This window comes from Labilibaculum sp. DW002, from assembly GCF_029029525.1.
Lineage (GTDB): Bacteria > Bacteroidota > Bacteroidia > Bacteroidales > Marinifilaceae > Paralabilibaculum > Paralabilibaculum antarcticum.
Genome location: NZ_JAKJSC010000001.1, coordinates 2,423,527 through 2,439,108 on the forward strand (window position 1 = coordinate 2,423,527; position 15,582 = coordinate 2,439,108).

At 34.9% G+C, this 15,582-nt stretch carries 16 protein-coding genes and 1 tRNA gene; 8 read left to right on the forward strand and 9 right to left on the reverse strand.

The annotated features are described in order from the left end of the window. Positions 1–239: 239 nt before the first annotated feature. Positions 240–905, forward strand: a complete 666-nt coding sequence (locus tag L3049_RS09560; RefSeq protein WP_275109580.1) for a phosphoadenylyl-sulfate reductase — start codon at positions 240–242, stop codon at positions 903–905. 36 nt (positions 906–941) lie between these two features. After that, positions 942–1,859 carry an NAD-dependent epimerase/dehydratase family protein gene (locus tag L3049_RS09565; RefSeq protein ID WP_275109581.1) on the forward strand — a complete coding sequence of 306 codons (918 nt, stop codon included), beginning with the start codon at positions 942–944 and terminating at the stop codon, positions 1,857–1,859. A gap of 88 nt (positions 1,860–1,947) precedes the next feature. Here L3049_RS09565 and L3049_RS09570 read toward each other — a convergent pair whose 3' ends face one another. The 9 genes from L3049_RS09570 to L3049_RS09610 form a co-directional block, all read right to left on the reverse strand. Continuing rightward, positions 1,948–2,379: a hypothetical protein gene (locus L3049_RS09570; protein WP_275109582.1), complete on the reverse strand. Its 432-nt coding sequence runs from the start codon at positions 2,377–2,379 to the stop codon at positions 1,948–1,950. 20 nt (positions 2,380–2,399) lie between these two features. After that, the gene (locus L3049_RS09575; protein ID WP_275109583.1) at positions 2,400–3,500 is read right to left on the reverse strand and encodes an AI-2E family transporter; all 1,101 of its coding nucleotides are present in this window, start codon (positions 3,498–3,500) and stop codon (positions 2,400–2,402) included. A gap of 125 nt (positions 3,501–3,625) precedes the next feature. After that, positions 3,626–5,188, reverse strand: a complete 1,563-nt coding sequence (gene lon, locus L3049_RS09580) for an endopeptidase La (RefSeq protein ID WP_275109584.1) — start codon at positions 5,186–5,188, stop codon at positions 3,626–3,628. Continuing rightward, positions 5,131–6,225: an LON peptidase substrate-binding domain-containing protein gene (locus tag L3049_RS09585; protein ID WP_275109585.1), complete on the reverse strand. Its 1,095-nt coding sequence runs from the start codon at positions 6,223–6,225 to the stop codon at positions 5,131–5,133. The genes lon and L3049_RS09585 overlap by 58 nt, the downstream gene beginning before the upstream one ends. 41 nt (positions 6,226–6,266) lie before the next feature. Continuing rightward, positions 6,267–7,457 (reverse strand): GlmU family protein, encoded by a 1,191-nt coding sequence (locus L3049_RS09590; RefSeq protein ID WP_275109586.1) that lies wholly within the window; start codon positions 7,455–7,457, stop codon positions 6,267–6,269. Between the two features lie 115 nt (positions 7,458–7,572). Then, positions 7,573–7,824, reverse strand: a complete 252-nt coding sequence (locus L3049_RS09595) for a type B 50S ribosomal protein L31 (RefSeq protein ID WP_275109587.1) — start codon at positions 7,822–7,824, stop codon at positions 7,573–7,575. A 107-nt stretch (positions 7,825–7,931) separates the two neighbouring features. Further along, positions 7,932–9,125 (reverse strand): GNAT family N-acetyltransferase, encoded by a 1,194-nt coding sequence (locus L3049_RS09600; protein WP_275109588.1) that lies wholly within the window; start codon positions 9,123–9,125, stop codon positions 7,932–7,934. Between the two features lie 53 nt (positions 9,126–9,178). Continuing rightward, positions 9,179–9,931, reverse strand: a complete 753-nt coding sequence (locus L3049_RS09605) for a Bax inhibitor-1/YccA family protein (RefSeq protein WP_275109589.1) — start codon at positions 9,929–9,931, stop codon at positions 9,179–9,181. A gap of 115 nt (positions 9,932–10,046) precedes the next feature. Then, a complete protein-coding gene (locus L3049_RS09610) occupies positions 10,047–10,721 on the reverse strand; it encodes a DNA alkylation repair protein (RefSeq protein WP_275109590.1) in 675 nt (224 codons plus the stop codon). Between the two features lie 135 nt (positions 10,722–10,856). On the opposite strand from L3049_RS09610, the gene L3049_RS09615 reads away from it, so the two are divergent. From L3049_RS09615 to porQ, 6 genes are all read left to right on the forward strand, one after another. Continuing rightward, positions 10,857–10,932: transfer RNA gene (locus L3049_RS09615), tRNA-His, on the forward strand. Positions 10,933–11,223: 291 nt separating this feature from the next. Next, a complete protein-coding gene (locus tag L3049_RS09620) occupies positions 11,224–11,733 on the forward strand; it encodes a DUF3124 domain-containing protein (protein ID WP_275109591.1) in 510 nt (169 codons plus the stop codon). A gap of 421 nt (positions 11,734–12,154) precedes the next feature. Beyond that, positions 12,155–12,826: an MORN repeat-containing protein gene (locus tag L3049_RS09625; RefSeq protein ID WP_275109592.1), complete on the forward strand. Its 672-nt coding sequence runs from the start codon at positions 12,155–12,157 to the stop codon at positions 12,824–12,826. Between the two features lie 132 nt (positions 12,827–12,958). Beyond that, a complete protein-coding gene (locus L3049_RS09630) occupies positions 12,959–13,858 on the forward strand; it encodes a DMT family transporter (RefSeq protein WP_275109593.1) in 900 nt (299 codons plus the stop codon). Position 13,859: 1 nt separating this feature from the next. Next, positions 13,860–14,366 (forward strand): YkgJ family cysteine cluster protein, encoded by a 507-nt coding sequence (locus L3049_RS09635; protein WP_275109594.1) that lies wholly within the window; start codon positions 13,860–13,862, stop codon positions 14,364–14,366. Between the two features lie 55 nt (positions 14,367–14,421). After that, positions 14,422–15,447, forward strand: coding sequence for a type IX secretion system protein PorQ (gene porQ, locus L3049_RS09640; protein ID WP_275109595.1), 1,026 nt, complete (start codon positions 14,422–14,424; stop codon positions 15,445–15,447). Positions 15,448–15,582: the final 135 nt, after the last annotated feature.

Consider the following 15,582-nt stretch of genomic DNA (forward strand, 5'->3'; position numbering starts at 1 on the left):
AGCTTCCATTAACCCACATTAAGTTAGCTTACATCTGATTTATCCATTCACTTGTAAAACAAATTACAATTGCTGTAAGTAAGGAATACGAATAGGAACATCAACCTATTAAATAGTAAAAATCCTGAACTGGATCTCAAGTCAATTCCCCACAAACTTGCAATTTTTATTAGTATCTTTACAGTCCTTTACACAAACATTAATTAGCCTTGTAAATTAAAAGGCAAAAGGATTTTAGAATGGATTTTGAAAGCATAAAAAATAAATTACAACAGTACAAAGCGGAAGGAAAGAAGATGTTTACCACTTCATCTTTTCAATCACACAGTTTAGTATTGCTTCACATTATCAGCAGAATAGACAATACAATTCCTGTGTACTCTATTAATACTGGATTTTTATTCCCAGAAACAATTCAATTTAAAGATCGAATTGCAGAAGAATTTGGCTTAAATATTATTGATGCTAAATCATCGATACCGAAAGCACAACAAAAAGATGCAAAAGGCAATTTTCTTTTCACATCTGACCCTGACTATTGCTGCTTCCTAAATAAGGTGCAACCTTTAGATGGTGTTTTAGCAGATCATGATGTCTGGATTAATGGCGTTAGAGCCGATCAATCTGCTGTGCGAAAAGCGATGGAAATTGAACAAGCTGCCCCGCACGATGTGATTCGTTTTCACCCGATGTTAGATTGGAGTAAACAAGAAATTTACAAATACATTAAAGAGCATAACTTACCTCGTCATCCGCTTGAAGCTAAAGGCTACGATAGTATCGGTTGTGAACCGTGTACCCGAAAAATGATTTTGGGTGATGATCGTTCGGCCAGATGGTTTGGGATGAAAAAAACCGAATGTGGTTTAAATACCGATTTGGTTGTTAAAAAGGATAAAAAATAAATTTAGATCGCGAGTCGAAATTAAAATACACACACAATGAGAGTATTAGTAACAGGTGGTGCGGGATACATTGGAACCGAGCTATGCATAAAATTGAACCAGAATCCTGAAGTGAAAGAAATTATTGTACTCGATAATTTGCATCAGGCTAATTTCAATTTGTTTTTACACTCACAAATAAAACCTGGCAAATTAACCTTTGTAAAGGGAGAACTTTTAGATTCAAGAACACTTGATAAAATTGTAAAAGATGTTGACGTGGTTTATCATCTTGCTGCTGAAAATACGGACAGCGATAAGCTTCATCACCTTCACGAACAGGTTAACAATTGGGGAACAGCCGAATTGGTATACGCTATTGAAGAAAGTAATGTAAAACAATTGGTTTATGTTAGTTCTACAGCTGTTTATGGGTATTCCGATGATGAATTTAATGTTTATACAAACCCAGAACCATCAACTTCCTTAGGAAGCTCAAAATTAAGAGGCGAACAACATGTTGAACGCATTATGTCGAAAGTAAATACGCAAATTATTCGTTTGGGTAATGTTTTCGGATATGGTGTAAGCATGAACATGAAAGAAATTTTAAATAGCCTACTATTCGATTCCCATTTTGTTGGACGCATCTCTATTCATGGAAGTGGAAATCAAAAACGTCCTTTTATCTCTCTCGATAAAACAACAAATATATTGGCTAATTTATTGGGTGGAAAATTAGATTCTGGCGTGTACAACCTATCGGAACACAACAAATCAATTATGGATCTAGTTGAGATAATGCAAACTCAAAATCCAGACATGGAAATGATTTTCACCAATCAACATTTGGAGTTACCTCAACAATTGATTGCTAAAGATGAAAGAATCATGAAATTATACGAAGGTGAAAATTTAGGTTTTGAAGAGGAACTTAATATCCTTAAAAAGCACTTTGCAGCTTCGAGCATATAAAATTAGCATCTGACTTATAGTCATTCACATAAAAAATCCTGATTCACTTACGAATCAGGATTTTTTTATAATATTTATGATCTCCAAATCATTTAATCCTCTTATAAACAATACTCGATCCTAATTTGATTGTATTTTTATCGATAAATTCGACTTTAAATTCTTTACTCGTACCCAATCCATAAGTTGAAAACAAATCGCTACCTATCTTCTTTTCTGTTAACCTAAATTCAGAATTGGAAGACCTTTTAATTTTACTAACCAAAACATCACCAGGTTTCATAAAGAAATTCACATATTTATTTTGGTTAATCTCAGTAATCTTACCAAGCAATGCGCCACTTTCCGTTTTATTAATCGATACTCTAATTCCATCTAACATCGATCTTCCTTGCAATTCCCAATTACCAACAAATTGATCTACAGGAATTTTTTTCATACTTTCAGTATCGCAAGATGAAAATACTAAACTAGCTATGATCACTAATAAAACCTTAAAAAACTGATTGTTTTTTTTCATTTATATCCTTTTTGCAAATATTAAATTTTCTCCGTCAATTTTTTAACGAATCGATATTTATTAAAAAACTCTTTTGCAATAACACGAATCAATGTATAAGTGGGTATGGCTAAAACCATTCCCAAAATACCAGCCATGCTACCAGCCATAATGATTACAATAAATATCTCTAACGGATGTGCATTAACGCTATTTGAATAGATCAAAGGTTGAAACAAAATGTTATCGATTACCTGAACTACAGCAAACACAATAGCCATATACCCAAGCAATGGAAGAATTTCAGCATAAAAATCAACATCTAAATTCGTAGCAATTCCAATGATCATACCAAAACATGCACCTATAATCGGGCCAATGTAAGGAATCACATTCATCATACCAGCAAACAAACCAATAACAACAGCTGTTCCAAATGGCAAGCCTACAATGGTTAAGCCAATGGTTACCATGAACCCTACGAGAATTACTTCGAAAAACAAGCCGACAAAATAACGCATCAAAAGATTCTTAATCGACTCTAACACATGCATAACTCCTTCTTCGTGCTTAGCAGGAACCATAAGCACAACTCCACCAGTAAACAAACTACTGTCTTTCAGAAAAAAGAAGGTAATGAAAGAGATCGAAAACAGGGCAATAAATATATTTCCAAGCGTACCTGCAAGCGAACCAAAAATAGAAGAAACATCAGATATCTTCACAAATGATGTGATATTTTCGACTAAGACAGCTTTTAAATTAAAGGCTTCGCCATCGGCAGAATATTTTACAACTAAGCTTTCTAATTTCTGAATTGGCTCTTCTAAACTTTGAGCAGCAGCATTTACATCAATATTGGATAAATCCTGTGCCTGAGAGGCTACCATTGGTATAAATGTTCTGAAGAACATGATCATTATGAACCATAACAAAAGTAAGGTTACACCTGCCGACAAGGCAGACGGAACCTGCCATTTTTTAATTTTCAATCCATTCAGAAAATTAACAACCGGACGCCCAATAAAGGAAAGAACAACCGAAATTAAAACATAAGCTACAATATTACTGAAATACCAAAACAGAAGCCCCAATAAGATTAAACCAAGGGCGACAATAAAATATTTTCCTTTTTCATTCATAATTAGGCAAACAATTTTGTTTGTAAAATGTAGATTCTGTTTAAAAGTAAGAAATTTTACGGTATCAATAAACCAAAATAAAAAAAGGCTTTCTTTCGAAAGCCTTTCCTTAATTTTTCAATCCATTATATTTTTAAAGGAGCATTTACTTTCTGTTTCATCAAAGCAATATCAAGAACTTCCATCACATCTTCAACAAAATGGAATTTAAGTCCTTTCAGATATATGGGTTTAATTTCATCAATATCTCTTTGGTTTTCGTGACAAAGAATAATCTCTTTGATTCCAGCACGCTTAGCTGCCAGAATTTTCTCACGAATTCCACCAACTGGCAACACTTTACCTCGTAAAGTAATCTCACCTGTCATAGCCAGATTTTTCTTCACCTTACGCTGAGTAAAAGCAGAAGCGATAGAAGTAATCATAGTTACACCTGCCGATGGTCCATCCTTTGGAATAGCACCTTGTGGTACGTGAATATGAAGGTTCCAATTATCAAAAGCTTCCTTCTTAATCTCAAGCTGAGAAGCGCGAGCTCTTAGATATTCCTGAGCTAAAAGAGCTGATTCTTTCATTACATCACCAAGATTACCTGTAAGTGTTAGCTTACCTTTTCCCGGACTCAAGCTAGACTCGACATAAAGAATCTCACCACCTACCGATGTCCAGGCTAAACCTGTTACAACACCTGCAAATTCGTTCCCCTGATATTTATCGCGGCTAAACATCTTAGCTCCCAACAATTCTTTTAAGTCTTCTACGCTAATAGAAACCTCATATTTATCGTCCATTGCAACCTTACGGGCAATTCTTCTCATGATTTTAGCCAATCGTTGATCCAAAGATCTAACCCCCGATTCACGAGTATATTTATCGATCACTTCAGAAATAACCTCTTTAGATATTTTCACATCTTTCGAAGTAATTCCATGGTTTTCCAGTTGCTTTGGAATCAGATGACGCTTAGCAATCTCCGTTTTTTCTTCAGTGATATAGCCACTAACATCGATCATCTCCATACGGTCGCGAAGTGGGCCCGAAATAGCACCAACATTATTTGCAGTAGCTACAAACATCACCTTAGATAAGTCGTAATCTACATCAAGGAAATTATCGTGAAAAGCACTGTTCTGCTCCGGATCTAAAACTTCCAATAAAGCTGATGATGGGTCACCTTTATGATCTGAACCAACCTTATCAATCTCATCAAGAATGAAAACCGGATTCGATGATTTTGCCTTTTTCATTCCCTGAATGATTCGGCCTGGCATCGCACCGATATATGTTTTTCTGTGCCCACGAATTTCTGCCTCATCGTGCAAACCACCCAATGACATTCTTACGTATTTTCTATCAAGTGCACTTGCAATAGACTTACCCAAAGACGTTTTACCAACACCAGGAGGGCCATACAAACACAGGATTGGCGATTTTAAATCACCTTTAAGTTTCAACACTGCCAAGTGCTCGATGATACGATCTTTTACTTTTTCCAAACCAAAATGATCTGAATCCAGCACATTCTGAGCATTCTTTAAATCGAAATTATCCTTGGTATATTCATTCCATGGCAAATCAATCATCTCTTGCAAATAGTTCAGTTGAACTGAATATTCAGCAGCTGCAGGATTCAAGCGTTGCAACTTTTTAACTCTTTTGCAAAAATTTCCCCAACCTCTTCGGTCCACTTTTTATCTTTTGCCTTTTCTTCCAAATCAATTACATCCTGTTCGTTAGGAGTTCCGCCTAATTCATCCTGAATGGTTTTCATTTGCTGATGCAACAAGTATTCACGTTGTTGCTGATCCATATCGGTTTTCACCTTAGATTGAATATCATCTTTCAATTCCAAAACCTGCACCTCACGAACCAATAACTCCAAAAGCTTCATGGCTCTATTACCAATCTCATCAATCTCAAGTAATTTTTGCTTCTGAGTGTGTTTTATCTCTGAGTTACTAGAAATGAAATTGATTAAGAATGATGATCCCTCTATATTTTTAATGGCAAATGTGGCCTCATTCGGAATCTGAGGACTCAACTTAATAACCTTAATGGCAATATCTTTTATCGAACCTACCAAAGCCTTAAACTCATTATCCTCTTTTTCAGGACGAATGTCTTTAAGTGTTGTTATTCTGGCAACATGAAATGGGTCATTTGAGATCATCGCTTCAATTTCGAAACGCTTCTTTCCTTGAAGAATAACCGTTGTGGTTCCGTCAGGCATTTCCAAAATCTTAATGATTTGAGCCACGGTACCAATTTTATGCATATCCTCAACTTCTGGTTCTTCAACCTCATAGTCGATTTGAGAAACAGCTCCTAAAAGCCCTTTGTTTGCATAAACCTCACGAACCAGCTTCAGAGATTTTTCTCTGCCAACAGTGATTGGAATGACTACACCCGGGAAAAGTACTGTATTTCGAAGGGGTAGAATCGGCAAACTATCGGGCACCTCGAATTCATCAATGGCACTTTCATCCTCGTCTGCGATGATTGGAATAAAATCTGAGTCTTCATCCATCAAATTGGTTAGACCCATACTTCCTATATTGATTTCTATCTTACTACTCATTATTTCGCTTGTCATATTCTGTTTACTATCTTCTCTTGGAAACAAGTATTTCATCGCATTAAAATGACAAAATGTCCGTTCCGACCAAAAATAATTGGCTAGTCTTAAGTAGGCAATTGCTATGCCAAAATAAAAAATGAGTCTCATCATTCACAGATAAGACTCATTTCATGTTATTTTATTATGATTTAAAATGACTTTCTGAAATCTTTTGTCATCTCAAACACATTTGTCATGATATCTTTTTCAGCTTCATCAAACTCTATACCCCGACGCTGCATAACCAATTGAGCAACCTCATGAGCAGCCTTTAAGCGGTATTCCTGAAAACCATGATTCCCTCCCATTGAAAATGAAGGAATAAAATTACGCGGGAAACCTGCACCATACACATTGGCACTTACACCAATGACAGTTCCGGTGTTCAACATGGTATTAATGCCGCATTTAGAATGATCTCCCATGATTGTTCCACAAAACTGCAAGCCCGTTTTATTGAATCGGTTCGATTTATAATTCCATAGTTTTACCTCAGAGTAGTTGTTCTTTAGGTTAGAGTTATTGGTATCAGCTCCAATATTACACCATTCTCCGATGACTGCATTACCAAGGAAACCATCGTGAGCTTTATTGGCATAGCCAAAAAAGACAACGTTACTCAACTCTCCTCCCGATTTACAGTAAGGTCCCAGAGTTGTAGCTCCATATACCTTTGCACCTAATTTTAAAGCAGAGTGTTCGCACATGGCCAATGGTCCACGTACCAATGAGCCTTCCATTATTTCAGCATCCTTTCCAATATAGATTGGGCCCTCTTTTGCATTCAAGGTCGCAAACTCAACGCTGGCTCCTTCTTCAAGGAATATATTTTCTTTCCCAAGAACATTAACGGTATCACTTAAGACTTGTGAACTTCTCCCTTTAGTCAAGAATTCAAAATCCTCTCTTAAAGCAAAATCATTTAAACCAAATATATCGTAAGGCATTGCAATTCTAACAATCTCCTTATTGTATTCTATCTTTATTTTTTCAGATATAGCTTCTTCTTTAACCAGATTAACATCAGTATCAGAAAGCTTAGCCGCTATAATCAAATTCTCTTTTGCAAGATATTCTCCAAGCTTTAAATTTTGGATTGCTGAAATCAAATCCGAATTAGGAAGAATTGATCCATTAATCATCACATTTTCATCCTCAACTACCTTTTGGTATTTTACAGATAAGTATTTTTGAGTAAGAAAGCCAAAACTTGCATTTAAACGCTTTTCCCATTTTTCACGAATCGTAAGAATTCCAACACGAATTTCCGCAACAGGACGAGTAAAAGTTAATGGACGTAAATCATTCCACGCCTCATTATCAAAAAGAATATAGTTCATTGTAGTAGTGATTTTAATCTAAAAAGGTATCCTCTGTAGATTCTATGTACGATCAAAAATAAAAAAAAGCCTCGAATATTCGAGGCTTTTCTTGTATAGTAATTTTTTTTTGATCTTACTTTTTGAACTTCTTGTATTTGTTCATAAACTTATCAACACGTCCTGCAGTATCGATTAGAGTCATCTTACCTGTATAGAAAGGGTGAGATGTGTTAGAAATCTCAAGCTTTACTAATGGGTATTCAACATTGTCAATCTCGATAGTCTCTTTTGTATTCGCAGTTGACTTAGTAATAAAAACAGTCTCATTTGACATGTCTTTAAAAGCTACTAGACGGTAGTTTTTAGGATGTATTCCTTCTTTCATCTTATTCTCTTTAAAATTTCTTATAATCTTCTTCCAATGGACTGCAAAGGTAAATATTGTAATTTATTTTGCAAAAAAATGACACAAGAATCTAACTTTTATTGTCTTTATTCTTTAGAAGCCTTAGTTCCTCTGTTTTCCAGAGGGATAATAGCTGTTCTTTTAAAGGGTACATTCCTATCAAAAAGGTAGCGATAGGTATAATGAGTCTTCATTTTAACCCCTCCAACCGACTCATAAATCGATATCATTTTAGGATTAAAATCACCTACCCAGGATAATTCAACCTCGGTATATTGCTTCTTAGCTTTTATGGCCTTATCCATTTTCCAGAAAATAGCTGATTCAATACCGAATCGTTGATATTTTGGCACAACACCCATAATCGTAATACGAGTACGAGTAATGGTTTTTCGTTTAAGCAAATACATGAATTTCAACTTATTCCAGAAATCAAGCTTACCATTCATCTTTCTCAAAACCTGATTAATATCTGGCATGGCTACGAAAAAAGCAATAGGTTTTCCTTCATGGTAGGCAAACCAAATAAAATCTTCCTCTAATATACCTTTCCCTTCACGTGCTATTTTACGGATATCTTCAATATCTATTGGTGTAAAATTGTCATGAAACTTCCATGCCTCATTATAAACCTCAATAATATCCTGTATATATTTCTCCGAATTAGAAAACTTAAAATGCTCAAATTCAAAACCCGGCTTTTTAGATATCCACTCTGCGATTTTTGCAAATCGTTCCGGGAATGGTTTCGATCGATCAACATGATAGCTATACTGTTCGAAGAAAACTTGAAAACCATACGATTCGAAGAACTCCTGATAATAAGCTTTGTTGTATGGCATACCATAACCTTGTGGCAAAAATCCGTCAACTAACAGGCCCCAGTGGTTATCATTCTCACCAAAATTGATTGGACCATCCATAGCTTCCATACCACGCTCTTTCAACCATTCTTTTGCTGTATCAAAAAGCAAAAAAGCAGCCTCTCTGTCTTTGATGCACTCAAAAAAGCCACAACCACCTGTTGGTTGATCAAAACTAAAAGCCTTATTCGTGTTAATAAAAGCTGCAATTCGTCCAATAACCTTCCCCGAACCATCGGTAAGAATCCAACGGATAGCCTCACCATGCTTAAAAAAAGAATTCTCCTTAGGATCAAATATGCCTCCAATCTCACCATCTAAAGGGCAAGCAAAATTTGGATCATTTTTATAAATGATTCTGGCTATGTCTAAAAATTTCACTCGTTGTTTTTGATCTAAAACTTCAACTATATTCACTCGAGTCGTTTATTTAAGTAGTTTAGTTATTTGGGTCTTACTATATTACAAAATTAATCGCGACCTGCCAACTTTGCAAGTAATCGCAACAATTCTACATATAACCAAATTAAAGTTACCATGATACCAAAAGCACCATACCATTCCATATATTTTGGTGCACCTTGCTGAGCACCTTTTTCTATAAAGTCAAAATCCAACACAAGATTCAACGATGCAATTGCAACTATAAATAAACTAATACCTATACTGGTTAAACTAGAATCGTTGGCAAAGTGTAATCCAAATCCAAACATTCCCAAAATCCAGTTCAGCATGTAAAAAATAAAAATACCACCTGTTGCAGCAACAACTCCTGCTTTAAACTTTTGCGTTACTTTAATCAATCCCGATTTATAGGCAAACAACATCGCAAATAAAGTTGCAAAGGTTAAACCCACTGCTTGCACTACTATACCTGGATAATACGAATTCATTAATGCTGATAAACCACCCAACATTAAACCTTCCAATAATGCATAAATGGGAGTTGTATAAGGAGCCCAAACAGGTTTAAATGAAGTTATCAAAGCAAAAATTAACCCACCAATGGCACCACCAATTAACCAAGGCATAATAACTGCTGAATTGCCCGAGTTAGCAAATAAACCCCATGTGTAACTTGCTGCAGCTACCAAAAAAAATAATGACAATCCAATTTTATTAATCGTTCCATTAACGGTCATCGACTCGCTGTAGTCTTCGTTTCTTAAACTGGAAAATATTTTATCGCCTAAAACAGGATTTGAACTTTTAGTAAACCTCATATGTATATTTCTCTTTAAATCTATTCTTAAATAATGATTCAAATTTACTTTCTTTAATCTTCTTTTCCTAGATTAAAAAGTCATATCAGATCTTAAAAATTCTTAAAAAAAACGACTACAATTCGATTTCATATTTTAGATCGTCCCAAATATCACTCCAGTCAGTATCATTTTTCTTCCTTTCATCCACCAATGCTACAACACGTGTAACCAGTGGTTCTCCTTTTCTAACCATTTTACCAAGAGTTCTTTTCACCTGATTCATAAGGTAGTTATCCGTAAATTTTTGCGGCAACAAATCAATAAATTCAGAATACATTTCATCCTGCTCTTCTAAATCTCTCATCGCAATTCGTCCCACTGTCATAACTGCACAAACTTGCTTCGAAGGATTAGTACTTTTCATCCAATCAAAAACCAAATCTTGAATATTTGGTAGATGCTGGAAAAGATTCATACTAGCTTGTTCTAATAATTCATTAGAATCCATTTCTTCAAACCAGCGCTCCAATTGTTCTTCGGTAACCTTATCTGGCTCTTCTAGCATGCTTGCCAAGATTTTCGATTCACGAAATCCTTTGGTCCAAAGTTTATGTGCCAACAAATGGTTTTGCTGATATTCTTTTCCAATTTCTCGCAGATTAACGATAGTCGCTCCTAATGCTTTTTGATAATTCAATCCAAATTTTTTCATTTCATGATGAGTCTCACCATTACGAAGAATTTGAATTTTTTTGAAAATTTCCTGAAACAATTCCTCTGTCTCATTGTTGTCGATAAAAAAATCCATTTTTTTTTAAATTAGTTAACTATCTGCAAAGGTAGAGTTTATAATCTTTTCGGAATATTATTTCATATTTTTTTCAAAATAAATTTGGAGAATAACTAAAGAATTCTCTATATTTGCACCGCACTACAGAAAAATGGTGAATGTAGTTCAGTTGGTTAGAACGCTGGTTTGTGGTACCAGAGGTCGCCGGTTCGAACCCGGTCTTTCACCCTAAACAAAACGCAAATTACAGATTATCTGTCATTTGCGTTTTTTTTTGTTATTATTCCTTTAGATTACTTCCATCTCCATAACCAGACACGGCCCTATTCAAAACAACAATCCCTTCTAAAAACAAAATCTTTGCTTTTTTTATTAAATTAGCATGACATATTTAACAGATCTTAAGTAATTAAATTTTCTCAGGAAAGCAGCTTTTGTAACAATTGCATGTTATCCGAGAGTTAGAACCTTATAGACAACTAAATAAAAATAATACCTTACCCATTAAAAGCTGAGCAAAATGAAAAATCGTATTCTATTCATACTGATTGTAGCATTAACCATCGGATGCAACCATAATAAAGAAATTAGCTCTATAAATCCAGAAAACTGGTCCAAAAGAACGATTGATATCAGCACAAAGACCTCTTTGGAATATGGGAAATCATATCTTTCTATTTATTCGCAAATCTACAGTAATTCTGAACATAAAACTCACAACTTGACTGCAATGGCAAGCATGCGTAACACAAGTGATTCAGATACTATATTCTTACTAAAAGCAGAATATTTTGACACTCACGGAAAATCTATTCGAACATATTTTAATAAGCCAATCTATTTAGCACCAATGGAAACAACGGAAATTATAATTGACGAAGCTGATATCGAAGGTGGAACGGGCTCCAATTTTATTATTGAATGGAAAATTCCAGAGAACTGTCCAGAACCTTTATTTGAAGGAGTTATGAACTCTACCATGGGTCAACAAGGACTCTCTTTCACAACACAATCTAAACGAATTAAATGAATATTTGATAGGGAAAGCCACGTTCTGAAACCTTAATCTGTGTCAAAAACACCTATTAATATGTATTTTTTATTGCATTATACTTAAATACTATCAAATGGCAGCCTCTCTGAACTTCCATTAAAATAGAATTCCAGCATTAAAAGACACCTTAACATCTAATTAATTTAGTTCAAAACTTTCTTATGTTTGGTTTTACCTAGTCATTTTTGTACTTTAGTTCATTTCCAACAGTTTACAGTATAGATTTTAAAAACATGAAAACCTTTTAGCACAAATTTCTAAATAATTGGAATATCATAAGAAAGAAGCTACTAATGGTTATTCATTAACAATTCATCACAATACGCATGGATTACAATTTATTTTGAAAACAAGAATGGCACTGTGCAAATTATCATTATCACATAAAAAGTATCACATGAAATTCATTTTACCATTTATCCTCTTCCTAAGTTTATCACAATTTATTAGCGCGCAAGAAAACTGCAAGGTATTGCTGCACGAAATAGATAGTATTTACATTGGGAAATGTAAAAAAGGCTATGCTCACGGCAAAGGAACAGCCATTGGGAAAGATTCATATACAGGTAAATTTACAAAAGGATGGCCAAACGGTAAAGGCACCTACACTTGGGCCAATGGAGATATCTATACCGGAGGTTGGATAGAAGGTAAACGAAATGGAAATGGCAAATTAACTCTAAAATTAGCAGATCGCGATAGTATATTGGATGGACTATGGAAAGAGGATATGTATCTGGGCCCTAAACCCAAAGCGCCTAGTGTGATTACTAAAACCAGTATTGAGAGACATAGTTTCCAAAAGCTAGGAAAAATCCACAATCGAGTACTCATTAACTTCCTACAAAGCGGCGGAACAAATAACACTATTACAAATCTTTCAATTAATGCTACAAGTGGAGAAGAAACAAACTTGGGGAATTCAATTGGTTATGAATTTGTTAAATTTCCAGTCATCATAAGAGTGAGTTATGCGACCATGAACAAACTCAACACATTGAGATATCAAGCCATTTTTGAATTTGAAATCACCGAACCAGGAGATTGGTTGGTAAAGTTACACAATTGATATTTTACACTTAAAACTACCATCAACAACAAATATAAGTCAACGGGCCAATAGCAGTTTAAGGAAACATTATACTTTTCCTCATCACCTCAATTATTATCTGTATTTTCGCACAAAATTCTGAAGCGAAATATGAATAAAAAGTCCCTTTTAATTTATGGCAGCATCATTTTAGCTATGCTATTTTGGAGCTTTTCCTTTGTATGGGTGAAAATTGTTTACACAGTATACAATCCCATAACAACGGTTATTTTACGCTTAATTATCTCAACGATTCTATTGTTTGTGATAGGCAAAGGATTTAAGCGCATCGAAAAGATTGAGAAAAAAGATCGAATGCAACTGCTGCTACTCGCCTTTTTCGAACCATTCCTTTATTTTATGGGCGAAAGTTTTGGCTTAAAATTGGTTTCATCCACTTTGGGTGCTGTAATCATTTCAACAATCCCTTTGTTCTCGCCCGTAGCCGCCTATTTCTTTCATCGGGAAAAAATTGGAATTATGGGTGTTGTTGGTATTATCATATCCATTATTGGTGTATCTGTCATCATCTTCAATAAAAATTTTAACCTAATTGCTTCCCCACTTGGCATCGCGTTAATGTTTCTGGCTGTTGGAGCTGCAGTGGGCTATTCTATAGTACTGAAGAAACTGGCCGCAAAATATAATCCTGTAAGTCTTATATCTTATCAAAACCTTTTGGGAATCTTTTTCTTTCTGCCCTTATTTTTCACATTTGATTACCAACACTTTATTGCGGCAAAACCAACTACCGAAGTAATGATTTCAATATTGGAATTAGCCATATTCGCTTCATCATTAGCCTTCATATTTTTCACGTATGGTCTGAACTATTTAGGCATTACAAAAAGCAACATTTTTATTAATGCCATTCCTGTCTTTACAGCAATATTCGCCTATTTTGTAATCGATGAAGTTATTACACTCCAAAAAATGGTTGGAATAACAATTGTGATAAGCGGTTTGTTTTTATCACAAATCAAACTCAATTTTAACAAACAAGACAGATAAGATGGGAAAGATAGAAATTGACTTAGAACGATTAAAACAACAAGCGAAAAACACTGAAAGCGAAACGAAAGATTTATTCAACAAGCTGAAGAAGAAAAAACCAAAACAGCTAGATACGATTGTTCATGGTTTGCACAATGAAGTTTTTGAAGAAATTGATTGTCTTGAGTGCGCCAATTGTTGCAAAAGCATCAGCCCTATTATTATCGATAAGGATATCGAAAGAATGGCAAAACAGTTGAGAATGAAACCTTCGGCTTTTATCGATCAGTACTTGAATTTAGACAATGAGAACGACTATGTTTTCAAACAAGCACCTTGTCCGTTTTTAATGCCCGATAACTATTGCATGGTTTATGAACAGCGTCCCAGAGCTTGTAGAGAATACCCTCATACCGACAGGAAGCGCTTTTACCAGATTTTAAATTTAACTTTGAAAAATACGCACTACTGTCCTGCTGTATACGAAGTTGTTGATCGCTTAAAATTGAAAAGAGATCAATTGTAAATCCATTTCTTTTCAATCTGATTTCTATCTTTAGTGCTTGTTAACGATTAAATTCATGAATAAAAAAACGGTTCTTATTCTTGTACTGATTTTTATTTCTTTTTTGGGAAAAGCCCAAAGCGGAGGTGAAAACATCTATGAATTCCTGAACTTGGGTAGTTCGGCCCGTGTGGCTGCACTGGGTGGAAACCAAGTTGCGCTTCAAGATGCCGATGCTGATTACTCGTTCTACAATCCGGCAGCTCTTACTACTGATTTAGACCAAAAAATCGCTCTTAATTACGTCAATTATATTTCAGATATTAATTACGGTTACGCTGCCTACAATAAACATTTTGATAAAATCGGGACCTTTTCCATTGCCATGCACTATGTGAATTATGGGAAATTCATCAAAGCAAATGAATTTGGAGAAAAAAATGGAACCTTTAAAGCCTCTGACTATGCTTTTATCCTTAGTTATGGTCGACAACTAAATGAAAATTTACGAGTTGGAGCCTCTATTAAGCCAATATATTCATCACTCGAAAATTACAATTCCTTTGGATTGGCTGCGGATTTAGCCTTTATCTACGATAGTTCAAATAAACTATTTCGCGCATCAATTGTAGCTCGAAATTTTGGTTATCAACTTAAAGCATATTATGGATCTCATCGAGAAGATCTTCCCAATGAAATATTGATTGGCATGAGTACCAAATTACAACATGCCCCTTTTCGTTTTGCACTAAGCTATAGACATCTGGAAGAATTTGATATGAGCTATGCATCAGATCTAAACAAAACGGATGAAAACTTGTCGAACACCAACGAAGACAGCTTTTCTGACAAAGCCTTTAAGCATCTTATTGTCGGAACAGAATTCATTCCTTCAAAGAATTTCACAGTTCGTTTGGGCTATAACTTTCAAAGAAGACAGGAACTTAAAGTAGAAGAAAAAAGTTCCACGGTTGGTTTCACTTGGGGATTTGGCGTGAAAGTATCTCGATTTAGAATCAATTTTGCCAGTGCTAAATATCATCTGGCAGGTACAAGCAATCATTTTTCAATCAGTACCCGATTGAGTGACTTCAATTTCTAAAAAAAAACGATCCACTTTTGCGCATTGCAATCGTTTACAGGTGACTATAATACTTCCTACCCCCTATTTTTAGTGTAAAATCTCCCATTTTGATGTATTTTCTTCTTACTTTTGTACCCAATTGCACAAAAAAAT

Excerpts from the sequence above, each read along its gene's own strand:
- L3049_RS09560 (WP_275109580.1), top strand. The coding sequence starts at position 240 with ATGGATTTTGAAAGCATAAAAAATAAATTACAACAGTACAAAGCGGAA.
- L3049_RS09565 (WP_275109581.1), top strand. The coding sequence starts at position 942 with ATGAGAGTATTAGTAACAGGTGGTGCGGGATACATTGGAACCGAGCTA.
- L3049_RS09570 (WP_275109582.1), bottom strand. The coding sequence starts at position 2,379 with ATGAAAAAAAACAATCAGTTTTTTAAGGTTTTATTAGTGATCATAGCT.
- L3049_RS09575 (WP_275109583.1), bottom strand. The coding sequence starts at position 3,500 with ATGAATGAAAAAGGAAAATATTTTATTGTCGCCCTTGGTTTAATCTTA.
- L3049_RS09585 (WP_275109585.1), bottom strand. The coding sequence starts at position 6,225 with ATGAGACTCATTTTTTATTTTGGCATAGCAATTGCCTACTTAAGACTA.
- L3049_RS09590 (WP_275109586.1), bottom strand. The coding sequence starts at position 7,457 with ATGAACTATATTCTTTTTGATAATGAGGCGTGGAATGATTTACGTCCA.
- L3049_RS09595 (WP_275109587.1), bottom strand. The coding sequence starts at position 7,824 with ATGAAAGAAGGAATACATCCTAAAAACTACCGTCTAGTAGCTTTTAAA.
- L3049_RS09605 (WP_275109589.1), bottom strand. The coding sequence starts at position 9,931 with ATGAGGTTTACTAAAAGTTCAAATCCTGTTTTAGGCGATAAAATATTT.
- L3049_RS09610 (WP_275109590.1), bottom strand. The coding sequence starts at position 10,721 with ATGGATTTTTTTATCGACAACAATGAGACAGAGGAATTGTTTCAGGAA.
- L3049_RS09620 (WP_275109591.1), top strand. The coding sequence starts at position 11,224 with ATGAAAAATCGTATTCTATTCATACTGATTGTAGCATTAACCATCGGA.
- L3049_RS09625 (WP_275109592.1), top strand. The coding sequence starts at position 12,155 with ATGAAATTCATTTTACCATTTATCCTCTTCCTAAGTTTATCACAATTT.
- L3049_RS09630 (WP_275109593.1), top strand. The coding sequence starts at position 12,959 with ATGAATAAAAAGTCCCTTTTAATTTATGGCAGCATCATTTTAGCTATG.
- L3049_RS09635 (WP_275109594.1), top strand. The coding sequence starts at position 13,860 with ATGGGAAAGATAGAAATTGACTTAGAACGATTAAAACAACAAGCGAAA.
- porQ (WP_275109595.1), top strand. The coding sequence starts at position 14,422 with ATGAATAAAAAAACGGTTCTTATTCTTGTACTGATTTTTATTTCTTTT.